This is a genomic window from Rathayibacter sp. AY1F3, assembly GCF_002931975.1.
GTDB lineage: Bacteria > Actinomycetota > Actinomycetes > Actinomycetales > Microbacteriaceae > Rathayibacter.
The window spans coordinates 34,511-54,224 of the sequence record NZ_PSVF01000001.1 but is presented as its reverse complement, the minus strand read 5'-3'; the positions used below and the strand labels follow the sequence as shown (position 1 = coordinate 54,224).

Sequence of the window (19,714 nt, the reverse complement as noted above, 5' to 3'; positions counted from 1 at the left end):
CGCGGACGCGCTCGTGAACGGGCCCGCGCCGCTCGTCGGCGTCGTGATGGGCTCGGACTCGGACTGGTCCGTCATGCAGGCGGCGTCCACCGTCCTCGCCGAGTTCGGCGTGGCGCACGAGGTCCGGGTCGTCTCCGCGCACCGCACCCCGGAGGCGATGATCGCGTACGGCCGCGAGGCCCGCGGCCGCGGCCTGAAGGTCGTCATCGCCGGAGCGGGCGGAGCCGCCCACCTCCCCGGCATGCTCGCCGCCGTGACCTCGCTCCCCGTCGTCGGAGTGCCGGTCCCGCTCGCCCGACTCGACGGGCTCGACTCCCTCCTCTCGATCGTGCAGATGCCCGCGGGCGTCCCCGTCGCCACCGTCTCCATCGGCGGAGCGCGGAACGCCGGACTGCTCGCGGTGAAGATCCTCGCGACCGCGGACGACGCCCTCTCCGCAGCGCTCGACGCCTTCGCCGCCGACCTCGAGGTGCAGGTAGCCGCGAAGAACGACGCCCTGGTGGCGGGCCTGTGACGGCCGTCGCCCTGCCGCTGCGGCATCCGGACGTCGCCTCCCGCGCCTTCATGACGCGGCGGGCGTGGTGGCTGCTGATCGTCAACCTGCTGGTGCCCGGGTCCGCTCAGGTCCTCGCGGGCAACCGCCGGCTCGGGCGCCTGGGGCTCGGCTTCACCCTCGGGCTCTGGGTCGCCCTCCTGGTCGCGGTGCTCCTCTACTTCGTCTTCCCGACCGGCCTTTACACGCTCGCGACCTTCGACGTCTCGATGCTCGCGCTCCAGGCCGCGCTCGTCGTCTACGGGGTGGTCTGGGCCGTGCTGACGCTCGACACCCTCCGCCTGATCCGCGTCGTCCGGGTGCGCCCGCGGATGCGCGGCGTGCTCGCGTTCGCGACGATCGCGCTGATGGCGGTCTCGGTCGGCACCACCGCCTACGGCACCTACCTGCTCGGCGTGACACGGGGGACGCTGTCGTCGATCTTCGGCGGCGGAGCGATCGAGCAGCCGATCGACGGCCGCTACAACGTGATGCTCCTCGGCGGCGACGCGGGAGAGGACCGCGACGGTCTGCGCCCCGACAGCATCTCGGTGGTCAGCATCGACGCGTCGAGCGGCAAGGCCTCGATCATCGGCGTCTCGCGCGAGTTCGTCGACTTCCCGTTCCCCGAGACCAGCCCGATGCACGAGCTCTACCCCGACGGCTACGACACCGACAACTGCGCCGTCGACGTCTGCAAGCTCAACTCGGTCTACACCGAGGTCGAGCTGAAGCACCCTGAGCTCTACCCCGACGCCGTCGACCACGGCAGCGAGCCCGGCATCGAGGCGATGCGCGACGCGGTCGAGGGCATCCTCGACCTGAGGATCCAGTACTACGCGCTGATCGACATGGAGGGCTTCGCCCAGCTGATCGACGCGCTCGGCGGCATCGACATCGACTACGTGGCCGACGAGCCGCTGCCCCTGGGCGGGCTGCCCGACTCCGACGGCGTGATGCAGGGCGTCAACCAGTGGATCGATCCCGGGCACTGGCACTTCAACGGCGAGCAGGCCCTCGCCTACGCCCGCTCGCGCTACACCACGAGCGACTACGACCGGATGGCGCGCCAGCGGCAGGTGCAGGAGGCGCTGCTCGCCCAGTTCGAGCCGGGCAACGTCCTCGCCAAGTTCCAGGACGTCGCGTCCGCCGGGTCCCAGGTCATCAAGACGGACGTCCCGCAGGGAATGCTCGGCTACTTCGTCCAGCTGGGGCTCAAGACGAAGTCGCAGCCGGTGGATCCGATCGAGCTGGTCCCGCCGGCCGTCGACCCGGAGGACCCGGACTACGACGTCGTGCACTCGCTGGTGAGTGCCGGACTGTCGGGCGACTCCGCGCCGTAGACGGCCGGGGGCCGCACGCCTCAGAGGTCGGCGTGCAGCGCCCAGACGCGCTCGGCGGAGTCGCGCCAGCTGAAGGCTCGGGAGCGGTCGCGGCCGGCCACCGACATCCGCTCGCGCAGACCGGTGTCGGCGAGCACGCTGCTCAGGGCGAGGGCGAGGCGGTCCGGGTAGTCCTTCGCGTCGCCGCGCTCGACGGCGACGCCGGCGTCCGCGGCGACCTCCATCAGCGCGGGGTCGTCGGAGTGCACCACCGGCACTCCGAAGTGCATCGCCTCGAGCACGGGCAGGCCGAAGCCCTCAGCGATGCTCGGGTAGACGAAGAGGGTGGCCCGGGAGAGGACGACGGCGAGGTCGGCGTCGCTGAGGACTCCCAGGGCGCGCACGCGCGTGTCGTCGAGGCCCTGCTCGTCGGCGACGGAGGCCACGTCGAGGTCGCCCCAGCCGGTCGGGCCGACCAGGAGCAGCGGGATCGCCGGCGCGGACGCTCCTCCGAAGGCCGCGATCAGCGAGACCAGGCCCTTGCGCGGCTCCAACGTGCCGACGCTCAGCACGTACTCCGGGGGGAGGCCCAGCGCCGTGGCGCGCTCGTCGGCGTCCTCCGGGACGACCAGACCGGAGCCGACGGCTCCGCCGATCACGCGCAGTCGATCGCCGAAGTCCATCAGCTGGGAGAGCTGGTGGGCGACCGCGTGAGTGGGGACGACGACGGCGTCCGCGTGCTTGCGGGCGCGCTTGGCCATCGCCCGGTGCCACTTCGCGCCGTGGGGGGTGAGAGTCTCGGGATGCGTCCACGGCACCGTGTCGTGGATCGTGACGGCGATCTGCTCGCCCTCGCTCCCGTCGTGGCTGCGCAGCGGTGCGAAGAGGCTCGGGGCGTGGATCATGCCGCCGCCGGCCGGGATGGCGATCCCGTACTGCCAGGCGCGCGAGAGCTCGCGGCGCCCGAGCGGCAGCCGGTGGATGCGCGCGAGGCCGGGCAGGCGCAGGCGCAGCTCCTCCTCCTTCTCGGGCGGGTGGGCGGAGACGACGGCCTCCACCTCGCAGTCGCGGGGAGCCGTCGCGATCAGCTCGCGGGTGAGCTCCTCGGTGTAGCGGCCGATGCCGCCGGGCACGCGGGCGAGCATCTGGTCGACGACGACGCGGAGAGTGGTGGTCACGGGGTCACCGCCTCGAGGGGTGCGGCGGCGAGCGCGTCCTGCCAGGAGCGCAGCGGCGGCAGGCCCGCCCGGCTCCAGCCGTCGTGGCCGAGGACCGAGTAGGCCGGACGCGGAGCGGGGCGGACGAACGAGCCGCTGTCGGTCGGGCGCAGGCGCTCGGGATCCAGGCCCGCCTTGGCGAAGACGGCACGGGCGAAGCCGAGCCAGGTCGTCTCGCCGGAGCTGGTGCCGTGGTAGACGCCGGCCGGGGCCTCCGCGTCGACCAGCTCGATCAGGCGCGCGGCGAGGTCGGCGGTCCAGGTGGGCTGGCCGTGCTGGTCGTCGACCACGGTCAGCGTCTCGTGCGCGCCCGCCAGTCGCACCATCGTCTTCGCGAAGTTGCCGCCGTGCTCGCCGTAGAGCCAGGCCGTGCGGACGACGTAGCCGCGCTCCGGGTTGGCCTCGAGCACCAGGCGCTCGCCCTCGGCCTTCGTGCGGCCGTAGGCCGAGATCGGGTTCCGGGGGTGGTTCTCGGAGTAGGGGGTCGTCGCGGAGCCGTCGAAGACGTAGTCGGTGGAGACCTGCACGAGTGCGGCTCCCGTCTCGGCGGTGGCGAGGGCGAGGTTGCGCGCTCCGACGGCGTTGACGCGGTGCGCCTCCTCCTCGTCGGTCTCGGCGTCGTCGACGCGGGTGTACGCGGCGCAGTTCACCACGGCGTCGTGTCCCGCGACGGCGGCGCGCACGGCGTCGAGGTCGGTCACGTCGAGGTCGGAGCGGCCGAGGGCGGTGCTGGGGCGGGAGCCGAGGGCCGCGCGCAGGTCGGTGCCGAGCATGCCGGAGGCGCCCGTGATGAGGAAGGTCACCTCCTCATCATGCCCGAGCGGTCCGTCGGCCGACGGTCGGCGCTCCGGCACGCCGCCGGGTGGCGCAGAGAGGCGTCGCGGGCCCGTGACACGCCGTCGTTACACTGGCGACCGTGCAGATCCGAGAGCTCGACATCCCCGACGTCTACGAAGTGACTCCGCGCCAGTTCCCCGACGATCGCGGGGTCTTCTACGAGTTCTACCGCTTCGACCGCCTGGCCGAGAAGGTCGGGCACCCGCTCTCGCTGCGGCAGGGCAACACCTCCGTCTCGCGGCGCGGCACCGTCCGCGGCATCCACTTCGCGCAGATCCCGCCGTCGCAGGCCAAGTACGTCTCGTGCTTCTCCGGCGCGGTCCTCGACTACGTGATCGACGTGCGCGTCGGGTCGCCGACCTTCGGGCGCTGGGAGTCGATCCTGCTCGACGACGTCGACCGCCGCTCCGTCTACATCGCCGAGGGGGTCGCGCACGCCTTCGTGGCGCTGACCGAGGGCGCCGTGGTCTCGTACCTCGTGAACGCCACCTTCGACCCGGTGCGGGAGAAGGGGATCGACCCGCTCGACGAGCAGATCGGCCTGCGCTTCCCGGAGGAGGCCGGCGAGCTGCTCCTCTCACCGAAGGACACCGACGCACCGACGCTGGCCGAGGCCCAGGCGCAGGGCCTGCTGCCGACCTGGGACGAGGCGCGGGCCTTCTACACGGAGCTCGACTCCGCGTCCTGACCGCCGATCCGGTCGGACGGGCCGCCCGGCGCCGGCCAGGCGGCACGCCCGACCGGACCGGATCAGCTCTTCGAGCGCAGGCGCATCAGCGCGACCCGGGCGCCCAGCCCGGCGCGCACCGCCGCACGGATCGGCGCCTGGTACCAGGCGCCGTACTTCTGCGCGAGGTAGAGGTAGGCGCTGCGGTGGTGGACCGCGAGCATCCGCGCCGAGGCCAGGCGGGTGGAGTGCCCGCCGAGGTGGGAGACGACCGCGTCGGCGAGGTAGACGTTGGTCCACCCGCGCTGTCCGAGCGAGTCGCCCAGCTGGACGTCCTCGAAGTACATGAAGTAGCGGTCGTCGAACCCGCCGATCTCCTCGAAGGCCGTGCGGCGCACCATCACGCAGGCGCCGGAGAGCCAGCCCGCCTCCATCCGGCCGTGGCGGAGGGTCTCGACCGCGCGCGAGCGCCGGTAGGTCGCCGACCACGGGTTGCCGGGCCAGACGTGGGCGAAGACGGCGTGCCCGACGCCCGTGCCGAGCGAGGGCAGAGCGCGGGCGGAGGGGTAGATCGTGCCGTCGGAGTCGAGGATCCGCGGCCCGATCGAGCCGATCCGGTCGTCCGCCGTCGCGGCGGCGTAGAGGGCGTCGATCGAGCCGGGGAGGAAGACCGTGTCCGGGTTGGTCACCAGGATCCACTCGACCTCGGGCCCGAGGCGGTCGACCGCGTAGTTGACGGCCCGGCCGTAGCCGAGGTTCTGCCCGGTCTCGTGGAACTCGACGTGGGGCAGGCGCTCGACGACGCTGCGGACGGAGTCGTCCGTTGTCAGGTTGTCGACCACCACGATGCGCACGTCGTGCTCCGTCGCCTCCGGCACGGACTCGAGGCACGCGCGGAGGACCTCACCCGAGAAGTGGGTGACGACGACGACCGCGATGGGCAACGTCGAGCGGGCGATGGGAGCCTCCGGGTGGTGCGGCGTCGACGGGAGGAGTGCCCCGTCGGAAGAACTCGACGAGGCTAGCACGCGGCTCGAGCGGGGCCCGGGAGCCTGCGGCCCTCAGCGGACGATGTCGACGGGCTCGGTGCTGACGGCCACGGCGGCGGGGGAGACCGTCTCGATCGCGGGCAGCGCATCGTGCGCCGGACGGCGGAAGACGACGAACTTGTACATGCAGAAGTTCCACACCAGTCCCACGAGGACGGCGACGGCCTTGGCGATGTTGATCGCGAGGAAGGCGTTCTCGCCGGAGCTGGGGAGGAAGAGCAGCGAGTTGCCGAAGCGGGTGTCGAAGAAGACCTCGAAGCCGTAGATGATCGCCGACTGCAGGACCAGCGAGCTGAACCCGGTGACGAGGAAGAACTTCGCGAACGTGGCGACCGAGACCCTGCCCGGGTGGCGGAAGACGAAGAAGTGGTTCAGCGCGTACGAGATCGTGATGCCGACCAGGACGGAGAAGACGTTGGCGACGAGGGTCGGCAGACCGAGCAGGAGCACGAGCGTGTTGAGGATGAGGAAGTCGATCGCCGTGTTGGTGCAGCCCGCGATGAGGAAGCGGACCTTCTGCGATTCGAGGAGTCTCTTCATCTGCGGTGCTCTTTCCCGTCCCCCTCTGGCGTCGATGCCCGACCGTCGGGCTCCGACGGGCGTCCATCGGGGCAGGCGAACAAGGGGTGAACCGCCGTGCACTGTCGTCCATCGTAACCGTGGACCCCTGCCGGGCGGTCGAACGGCCGGTGCCATGTTCCTGAGAGAGTGCGCGGGCGGGGCGGCGGGCCGCGGGGCGCGCTCGGAGGCTCGCGAGCACCGCCTCGTTATACTCGCAGGGCTCTCACCGGTCAGCCGGTGCACCGGAAGAACGGATCCTCCCCGCCTCATGCGCTCCCTCGCCGTCGTCGTCCCCACCTACAACGAAGTCGCGAACATCGCGACGGCGCTGCCGCGGGTCGCGCTCGCGGCGTCCCGCAACCCCGACTTCCACGTGACCGTCGCCGTCATCGACGACAGCTCCCCCGACGGCACCGCGGACCGCGCGCGCGAGCTCGCGGCCGAGCTCGGATCCGACACCTTCGAGGTCCTCGTGCTCTCGCGCGAGAAGAAGGAGGGGCTCGGCGCGGCGTACATCTGGGCTTTCCAGCACCTCCTCGCGGCCGAGCGCCGCTACGACTACCTGCTGCAGATGGACGCCGACCTCTCGCACGACCCGGACTACATCGACGCCTTCCTCCGCGAGGTGCGCGCGGGCGCCGACTTCGTGGTCGCCTCCCGCTACATCGCGGGCGGTGGCACTCCCGACTGGACGCTCGACCGCAAGCTGCTGAGCGGTGGCGGCAACCTCTACACGCGCCTCTTCCTCGGCTCGAAGATCACCGACTGGACCGGCGGCTTCAACCTCTTCAGCGCGGACCTCCTGCGCACCCTCCACCTCGAGACGATCCGCGCAGCCGGCTACGGCTTCCAGATCGTGCTCAAGTACCGGGCCCTGCGCCGGGCCCGCGGAGTGAAGGAGATCCCGATCGTCTTCCTCGACCGCACGGTCGGCAACTCCAAGATCCCGAGCGACACCCTCCTGAAGAACCTCCTGCTCGTCCTGGCCATCCGGTTCGGCGGGAAGCACCGGTGACGGCGGGTCCGACGGGATCCCCTCGGACCCGGAGGGCCCTCCTCGAGCTCGCCGCCCTCGCCGTCGTCGTCAGCGGGACCCTGCTCGTGCTCGGATTCATGGTCGGCACGCCGTGGCGGCCGCTGCTCTTCCGCGACGGCGACTCGCTGGCGCTGCCGCTGATCCTGCAGTCCTTCGCCGAGGGCCGCCCGGCGGCGTGGGTGATGACGAGCCAGCTCTTCCTCTTCCCCGAGCTCCCCGTCTTCGGCGTCGCGTGGCTGCTGACCGGTGGCGATCCCGCGGCGGCGCTCGCGGTCAACGCCGTGCTCAACGTCGTCCTCCTCTACGGCGTGCTCCGGATGCTCGCGCGTCGGCTCGTCGCGGACCGGCACCGCCGGCTGCGGCCCGCCGCCGCGCTCGCCGGCATCGCCGTGCTGCTGGTGTTCTGCCTGACGGAGGGCCGCGCGCTCAACAACGAGGGGGCCCTGGCGACCACCTTCCTCCTCACGACCTACTACTACGGCGCGGTGCTCACAGGCCTCGCCGGGCTCGCCGTCGCTCTGGGCGCACTGCGCGAGCGCCGTCCGGCCGCGCGTCCGCTGCTCCTGGTCGGGGCGGCCGTCGCCGCGACGACCCTCTCCGATCCGCTCCTCCTGGTGCAGTTCGTCGGCCCCCTGCTGGTGGTCCTCGTCGTGCTGCTGGTGCTCGCTCTCGCTGCTCCCCGAGCGGTCCTGATCGTCGCGGGCACGGTCCTCGGGGCCGCCGCGCTCGGAGCCGCGCTGCGGGTCCCGCTCGGCTTCCTGATCGGGACCGACGCCGGCGGGTACATCCGGCTGCCGCTCGCCGGGACGGCACTGGACGACCTGATCGTGCAGTTCCTGGTGCTGAAGGCGCCGCTGATCGGCAAGCTCGAGGTGGCGCTGCTGGGTCTGCTGCTGCTGGCGGCCCTCGCCGTCGTCGTGGCCGGTGCCGCCCGACTGGCGCGGGGAGCCGCCCTCGACGAGGCGGCCCGTGCGCGCTTCGCGGTGTGCGCGTTCCTGCCGGCGCAGACGGCGGTGCTCCTGGTGGTGCAGGTCTTCACCGGCAGCTCGGTCAGCCGCTACCTGATGCCGATCCCGGTGACCGCGACCGTGGTCGTGATCGCCCTGATCGGCGCCGCGGCGGCGCACCGGCGTGCTGCGGGCGCGCGGCTGGCGCCGGTCGTCCGCGTCGTCGCTCCGCTGGCCGCCGCAGGCCTCGTCGTCGCCGCCGTGCCGGCCACGGCGGCGGTCGCCTCCGCGGCGGCCGAGGCGCGATCGGACCCGGACGCCGACTGCCTGGAGCGCTGGATCGACGGCCGCGAGCTCGCGGGCGTCGGCTCGTTCTGGTCCACGCGGCCCCTGGACCTCTACGGGCCGGCCTCGCTGCACGTCCAGCAGGTCAACTTCGACTTCACGGTGCAGCTGTGGATGAACAACCTGAGCGACTACCGCGACCGGCAGTACAGCTTCGTGCTGGCCGACCGCTCTCCCGACTGGGCGGGGCTCGCGCGCGGGACGCTCGGCGCTCCCTCCGATATCGTCGCCTGCGGGGGGTTCGACATCTACGACTACGCGGGCACCGACGGCGAGACCGAGCTGAACCGGATCGTCCAGACCAGCGTGGAGGAGCAGCGCCGTGAGCGCGGCTACTGACGTGCGCGGCCCGCGGACGGCGAGTCGGCGGCGCCGGACGCTCGTCGAGCTCGGATGGGCCCTCGTCGCCGCCCTCGTCTCGGTCGTCGCCGCCGTGCTCGCGCTCGGGATCGGGCCGCAGGACCTGACGGCCCGCTGGACCGTGGGCGGCGACGACCAGATCCTGCACTACACGCTCTTCACCAGCGCCACGCAGGCGTTCCCGTTCGACGGCAACGCGGCGCTCGGCTTCCCCGACGGGTTCAACGCCTTCTTCAGCGCGCAGTTCGACGTCGCCTCCGCCCTCGCCGTCTCGGTCCTGGCCCTCGTGGTGCGCGACGGGACGACGCTCCTGAACGTCTTCTACCTGGGCACGTTCGCGACGGTCGCCGTCACCGGCTACGTGTTCTTCCGCGCCCTCCGCACGCGGCCCTGGGTCGCGGCGTTCTCCGCGGTCCTGCTGTCGCTGCTGCCGTACCACTTCCTCCGGATCGGGTTCGGCCACGCGTTCCTCGCCAACTACTGGGCGATCCCGCTCCTGGGCGTGATGGTGCTGATGGTCGCCGGACCGCGCACCGATCCTCTCCGAGCCTGGTCCGAGCGGGGCGCGACGCGGAGGAGCCGCGTACTGCGCTCCGTCGTCCCGGGAGTCGTGCTCGGGCTCCTGGTGGCGAGCACGGGCGGCTACTACTACGTCTTCGCGGTCCTGGTCCTCGGAGCGACCTGGGCGGTGAGCACGGCCGCCGGGCTCCTCTCCCGCGAGCGGCTGCGCGTGCTCGCGGTCTCGTCGGTGCCGATCCTCGCGCTCGGCGTGTTCGTCGGGCTCTCGCTGCTGCTGCTCTCGCTCGACTTCGGGGAGCGCTACAGCCCGTACTTCACGTCGCGGACCGTGGGGGAGTCGGAGGCCTACGCCGGCAAGCTCGTGCTGCTGGGCCTGCCCTGGTCGGGGACCGGGCTGCCGCAGGGGTACGGCCTGCTGAACACCTACGCGGGCCAGTCCGGCGTGGCGCCGACGACGGAGCCGCCCGGGTTCTCGATCCTCGCCAGCGTCGCGCTCCTGATCACGCTCGTGGCGCTCCCGATCACCGCGCTCGGCGGCGGACGGGCGCTCCGTGCGACCGCGGTCGGCCGGTTCTTCTCGGACGCCCGCGTGCGCGTCCTCGCCGTGGCGACACTGGCCGCGCTCCTCTTCTACACGGTGACGGGCCTGGGCGTCGTGGTCTCGCTGGTGGCGGGGCCGACGATCCGTGCGTGGGCGCGGATGTCGATCGTCATCGCGGTCCTCGTCCTCGGCGTGCTCGCGCTCCTGCTCGATCGGATCACGGCCCGTGGCGGTGTCCGGATCCTCGTGGCGGCGCTGCTCGCCGCCGTCGCCGTGGTCGATCAGCTGGCCGGAGTATCGGCCGCGGTGCCGATCGCTCCCACCGACGACTCCGAGATGCGCTCGTTCGTGTCGGAGGCCGACGCGCAGCTGGACGACGGCTGCGGAGTGGTGGAGCTCCCCCTGAAGAGCTTCCCCGACAGCGGGCGGATCGGAGCGCTCTCCGACTACGACGAGGCACTGCCCTACCTCGCGACCGAGGAGGGACGCCTCCGCTGGAGCTACGGGGCGGTGGAGGGCACCTACGGCTGGGACGTCTGGGGCGACGTCGACGACCCCGCGGAGTTCGCCGACGCCGTGGCGGGCAGCGGCGCCTGCGCCGTCTACGTGGACACCGCCGGCTACACCGACGACCCCGACGGCTGGCGGGCCTACGTCGAGGCGGCGACGGGGGACGTCGAGCCCGAGGTCGCCTCCGCCTCCGGGCGCTGGCTGCTGTTCACGACCCGGCGCTGATCAGCGGTCGTCGAAGGCCAGCTCGAGCAGGCGCCGGGCGGTGCGGTCCCACCCCGGGATGGGCCCCGGTGCGAGTCGCCGGGGACGGCGCAGCGCCTCTCCGATCGCGGCCGACCACCCGGCGCGGTCCGCAGGGTCGATGAAGACGGCGGCGGACTCCCGCCCGGCGAGCGCGTCGCGGAGGCCGGGGATGTCTGCCGCGAGCACCGGAGTGCCGCAGGCGACGGCCTCGAGGGCGGGCAGGCCGAAGCCCTCGTGCCAGGAGGGCATGGCGACGGCGTCGGCGCCCGTGAGCAGGGCCGGCAGATCCTCGTCGGCGACGTAGGAGGAGGCGAAGCGCACGTCGGCTCCTGCGGCGACCGCGCGGGCGACGGCGGAGTGGACGTCCTCGTTGTCCCAGCCGTCCCCGCCGACCAGGAGCAGGGTGTGGTTCTCCGGCCGCTCGGCCTGCCGGTACGCGTCCACCAGGGTGACGAGGTTCTTGCGGCGCTCGATCGATCCGACGAAGAGCAGGTAGGACCCGAGCCCGTGCTCCGCGCGGACCCGCGCCACCTCCTCCTCGCCGCGGGCGTGGAAGAGGTCGGCGTCGATCGTGGTCGGCAGCACGCGGACGCGCGCCGAATCGACGCCCAGAGCGCTCTCGACCTCGGCCGCGGAGGACGGGGTGCCGGTCAGGACCAGGTCGCTGCGCCGGATCCACCGGGGCACGGACCGCGACAACAGCTCTCGGCGCTCGCGCGGAACGAGCTCGGGCATCACAGCGAAGCAGACGTCGTGCACGAAGGTGAGCGAGCGGGAGCGGGCGAGCGGCCAGCTCCGGAAGTTCGGGAAGAAGTAGGCGCCGCGGCCGAGCAGGAGGTCGATCCCCGGCGCGGGCACTCGGGTCAGTGCGCTCCACACCGGCCGGGGCAGCGGCACCGGTCGGACGCGCAGCGTACGGAAGCCGAAGCGCTCGATCGAGCCCGCCTCGCTCGCCGGCACGACGAGGAGCACCTCGACCTCTGCGGCGGTCGCGTCGGTGTCCAGCGCGTGCAGCAGGCCGAGCAGGACGCGGCCGACCCCGGTCAGGCGCGGCGCCGCGAGGGCGGTCGCGTCGACCAGGAGGCGGCGGCGCCGCGCGGTCACGGCCTGCTGAGGCGGACGGTGGAGTCGATGTCGACGACGCCGTCGTGCACGGAGGCCCGCTCGACCGTGAAGGTCGCGGCGACCGGGATCCGCATGGTCTCGCCCTGCGAGAAGGTGGCCGAGGAGGCGTGCACGGCGTAGTTGCCGGCGCCGAGGTGCAGATCGGGGAGGGTGAACGTGACCGTCATCTCTCCGTCGACCGCGCTCAGCGGCGTGCCGATGCGCTCGGTGTTCGTCCCGAAGACGCGCTGGCCGAGGGGCGTGTCGATGCCCATGCCGATGTTCCAGTCGTCGACCGGGCGGCTGGTGCGCACCGTGACGTCGAACTCGAGGGTCTCGCCGCTGCGGACGACCGTGCCGCCGTGCTCGATGGATCCGCCGCGCAGTCGGCAGCCCAGGATCTCGATGAGCTGGGGGGCGGGCTCGTCCGCAGCCTCGGCGGCCTCGGCCTCGCGCTCCTGGCGGGCGGCCCGACGGTCCTCGAAGCTCTCGCGGAGGACCTGGAGCCCCTCGGAGGTCTCGCCGTCGAAGACGACGGTGCCCTTCTCGAGGACGATGGTGCGGTCGCAGAGCTCGCCGACCTGCTCGAGCGAGTGGGTGACCAGCACGATGGTCTTGCCCGCGCGCTGGAAGGCGCGGATGCGGTCCATGCACTTGCGCTGGAACGGCTCGTCGCCGACGGCGAGCACCTCGTCGACCAGCAGCAGGTCGGGATCGGTGTGGATCGCGATCGCGAAGGCGAGCCGCACGTACATGCCCGACGAGTAGAACTTGACCTGGGTGTCGATGAACTCGGCGATCTCGGAGAAGTCGACGATCGAGTCGAACTTGCTGTCCAGCTCGCTGCGCGAGAGTCCGAGGATCGCGCCGTTGAGGTAGACGTTCTCGCGCCCGGTGAGGTCGGGGTGGAAGCCCGCTCCGAGCTCGAGGAGCGCGGCGAGGCGCCCGCGGCGCTCCACGGTGCCGGTCGTCGGCTGCACGATGCCGCCGATGAGCTTGAGGAGCGTGCTCTTGCCCGAGCCGTTCGCGCCGATGAGGCCGACGGTCGAGCCCAGGGGGATCTCGAGGTCGACGTCGCGGAGCGCCCAGAACTCGTCGCGGTGCTTGCGCCCGCGGCCGAAGTTGACGATCCGCTCCTTGAACGACTTGTCCTTGCGGATGACGAAGCGCTTGGAGGCGTTGCGCACCCGGACGACGGTCGGGGTGCCGGAGGAGGCGGGCACGGACTCCTGCTTGCTGGTGAGGGTCACGATCAGATCTCCTGGGCGAAGTTGCCCTCGAGGCGGCGGAAGATCCGGTGGCCGATCCACACGAACACCAGCCCGACGACGAGGACGATGAGAAGGCGCAGCTCCATGTCCGGCGGCCACACCTGGGGGGCGATCTCGTTGCCGTCGATGATGCTGACGCGCGAGCCGTCTCCCCAGATCGCGCGCTGGAAGGCGAGGATCGCGTTCGAGATCGGGTTGATGAGGTAGAGCTGCTCGGCCCAGCCGTGGCCCGCTCCTGTGGAGGCGGCGACGACGAAGTTCCACGCGTAGACGATGGGGGAGAGCCAGAAGAAGATCTGCAGCCCGACCTCGACGAGGAACTGGACGTCGCGGAGGTAGACGTTGAGGGCCGAGAGGGCCAGGGCCAGCGCGAGGCCGTACACGAGCACGATCGCCAGCGCGGGCACGATGTAGAGGAGCTGGACGCCGAAGATCAGCGAGCCCGTGAGGACGGCTCCCGCGATCAGGACGACGAACTGCACGCCGAAGTTGAACAGGGCCGAGCCGATGGCCGCCACCGGGAAGATCTCCCGCGGCAGGTACACCTTCTTGATCAGTCCGCCGTTGCCGAGGATCGACGTGGTGCCCGCGGTCACGATCTCGCTGAACAGGCCCCAGAGGGTGAGCCCCGAGAAGACGAAGATCGCGAAGTTCGGGACGCCGCGAGAGGCCCCGAGGATCTGGCCGATCGCCACGTAGTAGATGAGGAGCATGATCAGCGGCCGGACGAGGCTCCAGACGAAGCCCAGGCTGCTGTCCTTGTAGCGCGACTTCAGCTCGCGCCCCACGAGCAGGCGGAGCAGCTCGCGGTGCCGCAGGATCTCGGCGAGGGAGGCGACGAAGCCGCCCGAGCCGCCGCCGACGGCCGACGTGGTGCCGGCGATCTGGAACGGCTCGTCGGCGATCGCGCGCGCGCGATCCACAGCTTTGCTGGGCATGGAACTCCAAGCTCTCGGCCTCCGCCGGGCGACGGACCGCATCATTATACGTGCGGCCCACCCTGGAGCCCCCTGGCTGGCGTGCCGGTGCGCGGCGCATGGCGGGTAGTCTTGCTCCCGCTCGCCGACTGAACGACACGAACGAGGTGTTCGCCATGCCCACGCAGCCTTCCGACGTCCCCCTGGACCCGGCGCCGCAGAGCGCTGGGGACCCCGCCCCCGTCCTCGGCGGCACGGGCGAGGACGCTCCTCCCGCGCCCGACCCGAGCCTCGAGTCGGCCGTCGGCGACGCCGCTCCCGCAGCCGTCCCGGCGGAGCCCGCGCGCACGTCCGGGGTTCCGGTGGAGCCCCGTCTCGCCGAGCCCGAGTCCCCGGACGAGGAGCTCGCCCGCCTGCGCGCGCAGGTCGACTCCCTCCTCAACGACCCCTTCGACGAGTGGGTCGAGCGGATCCAGGTGGGCGGAGTGACCGCCTCCGGCTTCGAGCGCACCCTCTCCTGGCGGGTGACGAAGCCGCTCCGCCTGGTGCGCACCTTCCAGATCCGCGTCGAGCAGCTCGGGCTGTCGGGCGCCGTCGGCCACAGCGCGCGCTTCGTGAAGCGCCGCCTGTCCGGTCGGGCGCGATGAGCGACCGGTCGCAGGTCTCGGCCGCCGGCTCGGCCGCCGCGCGCGCCCACCGCACGGAGGCGATGCTGCAGCGCCTGGAGCAGATCGGCGCGCTCCTCTTCGACGAGGAGCGCCGCGCCTCGCTGCGCACCCGCGGGCCCGGCCCGTACCTCGACGAGGTGGCCCGAGAGATCCGCTCGCGCCAGGACGACGAGCTGACCTGGGTCGCGCTGGTGTCGTTCACGGCCGCGTACCCGACGAGCGAGCTGTTCGACTGGTTCCGCCGCGCCCTCGAGCTCGCCCCCGAGGAGGCGGCGCTGCGCATCTTCCTCGAGGCCGGCTCCCGCACCGCGACCGGGTTCGCCGATCTGGACGCCCGCGTCGAGGTCGTCACCGGGGCCGTCCTGATCGACGTCGACTTCCCCGCCCGCCACGGGCACAACACCGGCGTCCAGCGGGTCGTGCGCCAGACCGTGTCCCGCTGGGACGCCGAGCACGAGATCGTCCCGGTCGCCTGGGTCCACGGATCGATGTCCTTCCGGCGGCTGAGCGCGATCGAGCACGAGCGCGTCGTCGACTGGTCCTCCGCCGGGCGGCGCGACTGGGAGCACGGCGATCCGGAGCGCATCGAGTTCGTCGTGCCCTACCGCAGCGTCGTCGTCATCCCCTCGGTGCCGGACTACAACCAGTGCGGGCCGCTCGCGGCCCTCGCCGAGTACTCCGGCAACGAGGTCGTCGTCCTCGGCCACGACGCCATCCCCGTCGTCAGCGCCGACACGGTGCCGCCGGAGGAGACGGTGCGCTTCGTCAACTTCCTCTCCGTGGTCAAGCACGCCGAGCGCGTCGCCACGGTGAGCGCCGCGGCCGCGCTGGAGTTCGAGGGCTTCGTGCGAGCGCTCCCCGCTCAGGGCCTCACCGGCCCGACCGTCGTCCCGGTCCCGCTGCCCGTGGAGCTCCCGGACGGCCTGCGCTCCGAGGGCCGGAGCGCGTCCGGCCTGCCGCTCGTGCTCTGCGTCGGCAGCCAGGAGCCCCGCAAGAACCACCTCGCGGTGCTGCACGCCGCCGAGGTCCTCTGGCGCGAGGGCCTGCGCTTCCGCGTCCGCTTCATCGGCGGGGCCAACCCGTGGGCGCACCAGGTCTTCGATCCCCGCGTGCGCGAGCTGGTCGCCGCCGGACGCCCGGTCGAGGTGCTCCGCGGAGCCGACGACGACGTCCTGATCGCGAGCTACCGGGAGGCGCTGTTCCTGGCGTTCCCGTCGCTGCACGAGGGGTACGGCCTGCCGGTCGCCGAGGCGCTGTCGATCGGGCTCCCCGTGCTGACCTCGCGCTACGGCAGCACGGCGCAGATCGCCGAGCACGGCGGATGCGTCCTGATCGACCCGGAGTCCGACGAGGAGATCACCGACGGCATGCGCCGCCTGCTGACGTCGCCGGAGCTCGTCGACGAGCTCCGCCTCGAGGCGGCAGAGCGGCCCGAGCGCACCTGGGACGACTACGCCCGGGAGCTGTGGGCCGCCCTGATCGGCCCCTCGGCCCTTATCGAGCACGAGGAGGCGCCCCGTGCGCTCTAAGCAGTACCTGGTCGACCGTCTCGCCACCCTGGTGCGCACCCTGGCCCCCACTGTGGAGCCGCTGGGCAGCGTCGACGCCCTCACCGGACAGCTGAGCGTTCTGCTGCCCGCCCCCACCGACCGCGAGGTCTGGCTGGTGCTCGCCGTCCTCCGCGGCACGCTCCCGCGCCGGGAGGACGTCGTCGACGGCCGCCGCCGGGCCCGGCTGGACGGCACCGCCGGTCTGCTCACCCACGCCGCGTCCACCATCGCCTCGAACCGGGTCTTCGCCCGCTTCCACCACCCCGAGGTCGAGGTGGTCGTCGGCGCGGTCGTCGTCGACGTTCACCACACCGCGCGCACGGGACTGGCCACGGGCATCCAGCGCGTGGTGCGCCAGAGCCTCGTCCGCTGGACGCGCGACCACGAGATCCTGCTCGCCGGCTGGGACTCGACCCACGAGTCGCTCGTCATGCTCACCCCGGAGCAGAGCCGGAACGCCGTCTCGGGCGACGTGCCCGACGCCGCGGAGGACCGCTCCCGCGTGATCGTCCCGTGGCAGGGCACCTACCTCCTGCCCGAGCTCGCCGTGGAGGACGAGCGGACGTCGCGCGTCTCCGCTCTGGCCGAGTTCAGCGGCAACCGCACGGGCACCATCGGCTTCGACTGCGTGCCTGTCACCACCGCCGAGACGGCGAGCACCGGCATCAGTGCCGCCTTCTCGCGCACGCTCGTCGCCGTGTCGCACATGGACCGCATCGCGACCATCTCCGAGGCGGCCGCGACCGAGTACTCCGGCTGGCGCCACATGCTCGGCAGCGTCGGGATGCAGGGGCCGGACATCCGGCCGATCCTGCTGCCCTCGCAGCCGGAGAGCGTCTCGGACGAGGAGCTGGCCACCGCCGCGCGCTCGCTGGTGACCGGTGACCTCCCGCTCGTCGTCTGCGTCGGCAGCCACGAGCCGCGGAAGAACCACCTGGCGGTGCTCCAGGCCGCCGAGCTGCTCTGGCGCCGGGGCGTGCGCTTCAGCCTGGTCTTCATCGGCGGCAACGCCTGGAGCAGCGCCGAGTTCGAGTACCGACTCGAGGTCCTCGAGGGCCAGGGCCGTCCGGTCCGCTCGCTCTCCAAGATCACCGACGCGCTGCTCTGGAGCGCCTACCGCCTGGCCCGGTGCACCGTGTTCCCCTCGATCAACGAGGGCTACGGTCTCCCGATCGTGGAGTCGATCTCGGTCGGCACCCCGGTCGTGACCTCCGGATTCGGCAGCATGCACGAGGTCTCCGCCTCGGGCGGCGCACTGTTCGTCGATCCGCACGACGACGACGACATCGCCGCGGCCCTCGAGCGGCTGCTGACCGACGACGAGCTGCACGCGCGGCTCTCGGCGGAGGCGCTCGCGATCGACGGCGGCACCTGGGACGAGTACGCCGCCCGCGTCTGGTCGTACCTCGTCGAGGGCGAGGGCGTCGACGAGCGGGCCCGGGCCGAGCAGTCGGACGCGACCGCCTAGGCGTCCTTGATCCACCGCGTGCAGAAGGCCCCCGCTCCAGGAGCGGGGGCCTTCTGCACGCGGTGCGCGCGGCTCAGCGGGAGCGGCGCGCCAGCTCGAGGTCGTTCTCGACCATGCGGGCGACGATCTCCTCGAAGCCGACGGTCGGCGCCCAGCCGAGCACTTCGCGGGCCCGGGAGGCGTCCCCGCGCATCTCGGGGGCGTCCACGGGGCGCGCGAACCGCGGGTCGATCGTGACCCGCTGCTCCCAGTCGTCGATGCCGGCCGCGGTGAAGGCGGCACGGACGAAGTCGCGGACCGAGTGCGCGACTCCGGTCGCCACGACGTAGTCGCCCGCCTCCTCGGCGCGCGAGGCGCGCACGAGGGCGTCCACGTAGTCGGGAGCCCAGCCCCAGTCGCGGCGCGCGTCGAGATTGCCGAGCGAGAGCTCCGACTCGGCGCCCGTCGCGATCGCCGCGACTCCGGCGGTGATCTTGCGGGTGACGAAGCCGAGCGGCCGACGCGGCGACTCGTGGTTGTAGAGGATGCCGGACGAGGCGTGGAGCCCTCGGCCGCGGTAGACCGCGACGAGGTGGTGCGCGAACGCCTTCGCGGCTCCGTAAGGCGAGACCGGGCGGATCGGGGTCCGCTCGGTCTGCGGGTTCTCGGTCGCGGCCCCGAAGATCTCGGAGGAGGAGGCCTGGACGAAGCGGACCTCCCGGCCCGCCGACTCCTGGAGCGTCAGCGAGGCCTCCAGGAGCGCGGCGACCGCGGTGCCGGTCACTTCGGCCGTGAGCACGGGCTCCTTCCACGAGAGCGCGACGGAGGAGAGGCCGGCGAGGTGGAAGACCGTGTCCGGCTGCGCCTCCGCGACGATACGGCCGAGGCCGGAGGCGTCGCGGAGGTCGCCCTCGAAGGGGCGGACGGCGGCGGGAAGAGCGGCGTCGTCGGTCCCGCGCACGAGCGCGAAGACCTCCCAGCCGTCGGCGAGCAGGCGCTCGACGAGGTAGCCCCCGTCCTGACCGCTCGCTCCGGTGACGAGAGCGGCAGGCATGACTACTTGATCAGCGCGGACTGCTCGGCGAGGTCGTTCTCGACCATCATCGCCACGAGCTCGGGGAACGAGACCTTCGGCTCCCAGCCGAGGACGTCGCGCGCCTTCGCCGGGTCGCCGATCAGCAGGTCCACCTCGGCGGGACGCATGAACGCGGGGTTCTGGGTCACGTACGGGGTCCAGTCCTCGATGCCGACGTGGTTGAAGGCGATGTCGAGGTACTCGCGGATCTCGTGGGTCTCGCCGGTCGCGACCACGTAGTCGTCGCCCTCGGGCTGCTGCAGCATGCGCCACATCGCGTCGACGTAGTCGCCGGCGAAGCCCCAGTCGCGCTTCGCGTCGAGGTTCCCGAGCTCCAGCGTCTCCTGGAGGCCGAGCTTGATGCGGGCGACCGCGAGGCTGATCTTGCGGGTGACGAACTCCGGGCCGCGGCGGGGCGACTCGTGGTTGAAGAGGATGCCGGAGGAGGCGTGCATGCCGTACGACTCGCGGTAGTTGATCGTCATGTAGTGGCCGAAGACCTTGGCCACGCCGTAGGGCGAGCGCGGCCAGAGCAGCGTCTCCTCGCTCTGCGGGACCTGCTGGACCTTGCCGAACATCTCGGAGGAGGAGGCCTGGTAGAACTTCACGCGCGACATGTCGGAGCCGGCGTAGAGGCGGGTCGCCTCGAGGATGTTGAGGACGCCCTTGCCGGTCACATCGGTGGTGAGCGACGCGTTCTCCCACGAGTAGGCGACGAACGAGATCGCACCGAGATTGTAGACCTCGTCGGGCTGGGCGGCGGCGAGCACACGCACGAGGCTCGACACGTCGGTCAGGTCGCCGGTGAGCAGGGTCACCTCGGGCACGGTGCGGCGGACCAGCTCGTACTTGGGGTTGTTCTGCCCGCGGACGAGCCCGAAGACCTCGTAGCCCTTCGAGAGGAGGAGCTCGGCGAGGTAGAGGCCGTCCTGGCCGGTGATTCCGGTGATCAAAGCGCGGGGCACGTGGTGGTCCAATTCGTCGGGGTCGATG

At 72.2% G+C, this 19,714-nt stretch carries 18 protein-coding genes; 9 read left to right on the top strand and 9 right to left on the bottom strand.

Annotated elements, in window-relative coordinates:
• The first annotated feature begins 46 nt into the window (after positions 1 to 46).
• Both purE and C5C39_RS00230 read left to right on the top strand, forming a co-directional pair.
• Positions 47 to 514 carry a 5-(carboxyamino)imidazole ribonucleotide mutase gene (gene purE / locus C5C39_RS00235; protein ID WP_104225651.1) on the top strand — a complete coding sequence of 156 codons (468 nt, stop codon included), beginning with the start codon at positions 47 to 49 and terminating at the stop codon, positions 512 to 514.
• Positions 511 to 1,875 (top strand): LCP family protein, encoded by a 1,365-nt coding sequence (locus tag C5C39_RS00230; RefSeq protein ID WP_244230602.1) that lies wholly within the window; start codon positions 511 to 513, stop codon positions 1,873 to 1,875. The genes purE and C5C39_RS00230 overlap by 4 nt, the downstream gene beginning before the upstream one ends.
• 20 nt (positions 1,876 to 1,895) lie before the next feature.
• Here the strand turns inward: C5C39_RS00230 and C5C39_RS00225 are convergent, their stop codons facing one another.
• Both C5C39_RS00225 and rfbD read right to left on the bottom strand, forming a co-directional pair.
• Positions 1,896 to 3,032 carry a glycosyltransferase family 1 protein gene (locus tag C5C39_RS00225; RefSeq protein ID WP_258075746.1) on the bottom strand — a complete coding sequence of 379 codons (1,137 nt, stop codon included), beginning with the start codon at positions 3,030 to 3,032 and terminating at the stop codon, positions 1,896 to 1,898.
• Positions 3,029 to 3,874, bottom strand: a complete 846-nt coding sequence (gene rfbD / locus C5C39_RS00220; RefSeq protein ID WP_104345379.1) for a dTDP-4-dehydrorhamnose reductase — start codon at positions 3,872 to 3,874, stop codon at positions 3,029 to 3,031. The genes C5C39_RS00225 and rfbD overlap by 4 nt, the downstream gene beginning before the upstream one ends.
• 113 nt (positions 3,875 to 3,987) lie before the next feature.
• Here rfbD and C5C39_RS00215 point away from each other — a divergent pair, with 113 nt between their 5' ends.
• Positions 3,988 to 4,596: a dTDP-4-dehydrorhamnose 3,5-epimerase family protein gene (locus C5C39_RS00215; RefSeq protein ID WP_104329169.1), complete on the top strand. Its 609-nt coding sequence runs from the start codon at positions 3,988 to 3,990 to the stop codon at positions 4,594 to 4,596.
• Between the two features lie 62 nt (positions 4,597 to 4,658).
• Here C5C39_RS00215 and C5C39_RS00210 read toward each other — a convergent pair whose 3' ends face one another.
• Both C5C39_RS00210 and C5C39_RS00205 read right to left on the bottom strand, forming a co-directional pair.
• Complete coding sequence (locus C5C39_RS00210; RefSeq protein ID WP_258061235.1) at positions 4,659 to 5,519, bottom strand: glycosyltransferase family 2 protein; 861 nt, start codon at positions 5,517 to 5,519, stop codon at positions 4,659 to 4,661.
• Between the two features lie 117 nt (positions 5,520 to 5,636).
• Positions 5,637 to 6,164, bottom strand: a complete 528-nt coding sequence (locus C5C39_RS00205; RefSeq protein ID WP_104223158.1) for a GtrA family protein — start codon at positions 6,162 to 6,164, stop codon at positions 5,637 to 5,639.
• 289 nt (positions 6,165 to 6,453) lie between these two features.
• Between C5C39_RS00205 and C5C39_RS00200 the strand changes: the two genes are divergently transcribed.
• The 3 genes from C5C39_RS00200 to C5C39_RS00190 are packed head-to-tail and all read left to right on the top strand — an operon-like array spanning position 6,454 to position 10,668.
• Positions 6,454 to 7,200: a polyprenol monophosphomannose synthase gene (locus tag C5C39_RS00200; RefSeq protein WP_104223157.1), complete on the top strand. Its 747-nt coding sequence runs from the start codon at positions 6,454 to 6,456 to the stop codon at positions 7,198 to 7,200.
• A complete protein-coding gene (locus C5C39_RS00195) occupies positions 7,197 to 8,852 on the top strand; it encodes a hypothetical protein (protein ID WP_104352390.1) in 1,656 nt (551 codons plus the stop codon). The genes C5C39_RS00200 and C5C39_RS00195 overlap by 4 nt, the downstream gene beginning before the upstream one ends.
• On the top strand, positions 8,836 to 10,668 hold the full coding sequence (locus C5C39_RS00190; protein WP_146083857.1) for a hypothetical protein: 1,833 nt from the start codon (positions 8,836 to 8,838) through the stop codon (positions 10,666 to 10,668). The genes C5C39_RS00195 and C5C39_RS00190 overlap by 17 nt, the downstream gene beginning before the upstream one ends.
• Here the strand turns inward: C5C39_RS00190 and C5C39_RS00185 are convergent, their stop codons facing one another.
• From C5C39_RS00185 to C5C39_RS00175, 3 genes are read right to left on the bottom strand one after another with little or no spacing between them, the layout of a single operon-like run.
• On the bottom strand, positions 10,669 to 11,793 hold the full coding sequence (locus tag C5C39_RS00185) for a glycosyltransferase family 1 protein (protein ID WP_104352388.1): 1,125 nt from the start codon (positions 11,791 to 11,793) through the stop codon (positions 10,669 to 10,671).
• On the bottom strand, positions 11,790 to 13,043 hold the full coding sequence (locus C5C39_RS00180) for an ABC transporter ATP-binding protein (RefSeq protein WP_244229465.1): 1,254 nt from the start codon (positions 13,041 to 13,043) through the stop codon (positions 11,790 to 11,792). The genes C5C39_RS00185 and C5C39_RS00180 overlap by 4 nt, the downstream gene beginning before the upstream one ends.
• A 2-nt stretch (positions 13,044 to 13,045) precedes the next feature.
• Complete coding sequence (locus C5C39_RS00175; protein WP_104223153.1) at positions 13,046 to 14,002, bottom strand: ABC transporter permease; 957 nt, start codon at positions 14,000 to 14,002, stop codon at positions 13,046 to 13,048.
• 155 nt (positions 14,003 to 14,157) lie between these two features.
• Between C5C39_RS00175 and C5C39_RS00170 the strand changes: the two genes are divergently transcribed.
• The 3 genes from C5C39_RS00170 to C5C39_RS00160 are packed head-to-tail and all read left to right on the top strand — an operon-like array spanning position 14,158 to position 17,667.
• Entirely contained in the window at positions 14,158 to 14,628 is a 471-nt protein-coding gene (locus tag C5C39_RS00170; protein WP_104283350.1) for a hypothetical protein, read from the top strand.
• Positions 14,625 to 16,178, top strand: coding sequence for a glycosyltransferase (locus tag C5C39_RS00165; protein ID WP_104223151.1), 1,554 nt, complete (start codon positions 14,625 to 14,627; stop codon positions 16,176 to 16,178). The genes C5C39_RS00170 and C5C39_RS00165 overlap by 4 nt, the downstream gene beginning before the upstream one ends.
• On the top strand, positions 16,168 to 17,667 hold the full coding sequence (locus C5C39_RS00160) for a glycosyltransferase family 1 protein (protein WP_104352387.1): 1,500 nt from the start codon (positions 16,168 to 16,170) through the stop codon (positions 17,665 to 17,667). The genes C5C39_RS00165 and C5C39_RS00160 overlap by 11 nt, the downstream gene beginning before the upstream one ends.
• Before the next feature lie 73 nt (positions 17,668 to 17,740).
• Here the strand turns inward: C5C39_RS00160 and C5C39_RS00155 are convergent, their stop codons facing one another.
• A complete protein-coding gene (locus C5C39_RS00155) occupies positions 17,741 to 18,700 on the bottom strand; it encodes a GDP-mannose 4,6-dehydratase (RefSeq protein ID WP_104352386.1) in 960 nt (319 codons plus the stop codon).
• 2 nt (positions 18,701 to 18,702) lie between these two features.
• Positions 18,703 to 19,686 (bottom strand): GDP-mannose 4,6-dehydratase, encoded by a 984-nt coding sequence (locus tag C5C39_RS00150; protein ID WP_104275317.1) that lies wholly within the window; start codon positions 19,684 to 19,686, stop codon positions 18,703 to 18,705.
• Positions 19,687 to 19,714 lie beyond the last annotated feature (28 nt).

What these genes read in the sequence shown, in the direction of transcription:
- C5C39_RS00155 (WP_104352386.1), bottom strand. Translation starts at nt 18,700, where the DNA reads ATGCCTGCCGCTCTCGTCACCGGAGCGAGCGGTCAGGACGGGGGCTAC.
- C5C39_RS00170 (WP_104283350.1), top strand. Translation starts at nt 14,158, where the DNA reads ATGCCCACGCAGCCTTCCGACGTCCCCCTGGACCCGGCGCCGCAGAGC.
- purE (WP_104225651.1), top strand. Translation starts at nt 47, where the DNA reads ATGGGCTCGGACTCGGACTGGTCCGTCATGCAGGCGGCGTCCACCGTC.
- C5C39_RS00175 (WP_104223153.1), bottom strand. Translation starts at nt 14,002, where the DNA reads ATGCCCAGCAAAGCTGTGGATCGCGCGCGCGCGATCGCCGACGAGCCG.
- C5C39_RS00205 (WP_104223158.1), bottom strand. Translation starts at nt 6,164, where the DNA reads ATGAAGAGACTCCTCGAATCGCAGAAGGTCCGCTTCCTCATCGCGGGC.
- C5C39_RS00165 (WP_104223151.1), top strand. Translation starts at nt 14,625, where the DNA reads ATGAGCGACCGGTCGCAGGTCTCGGCCGCCGGCTCGGCCGCCGCGCGC.
- C5C39_RS00200 (WP_104223157.1), top strand. Translation starts at nt 6,454, where the DNA reads ATGCGCTCCCTCGCCGTCGTCGTCCCCACCTACAACGAAGTCGCGAAC.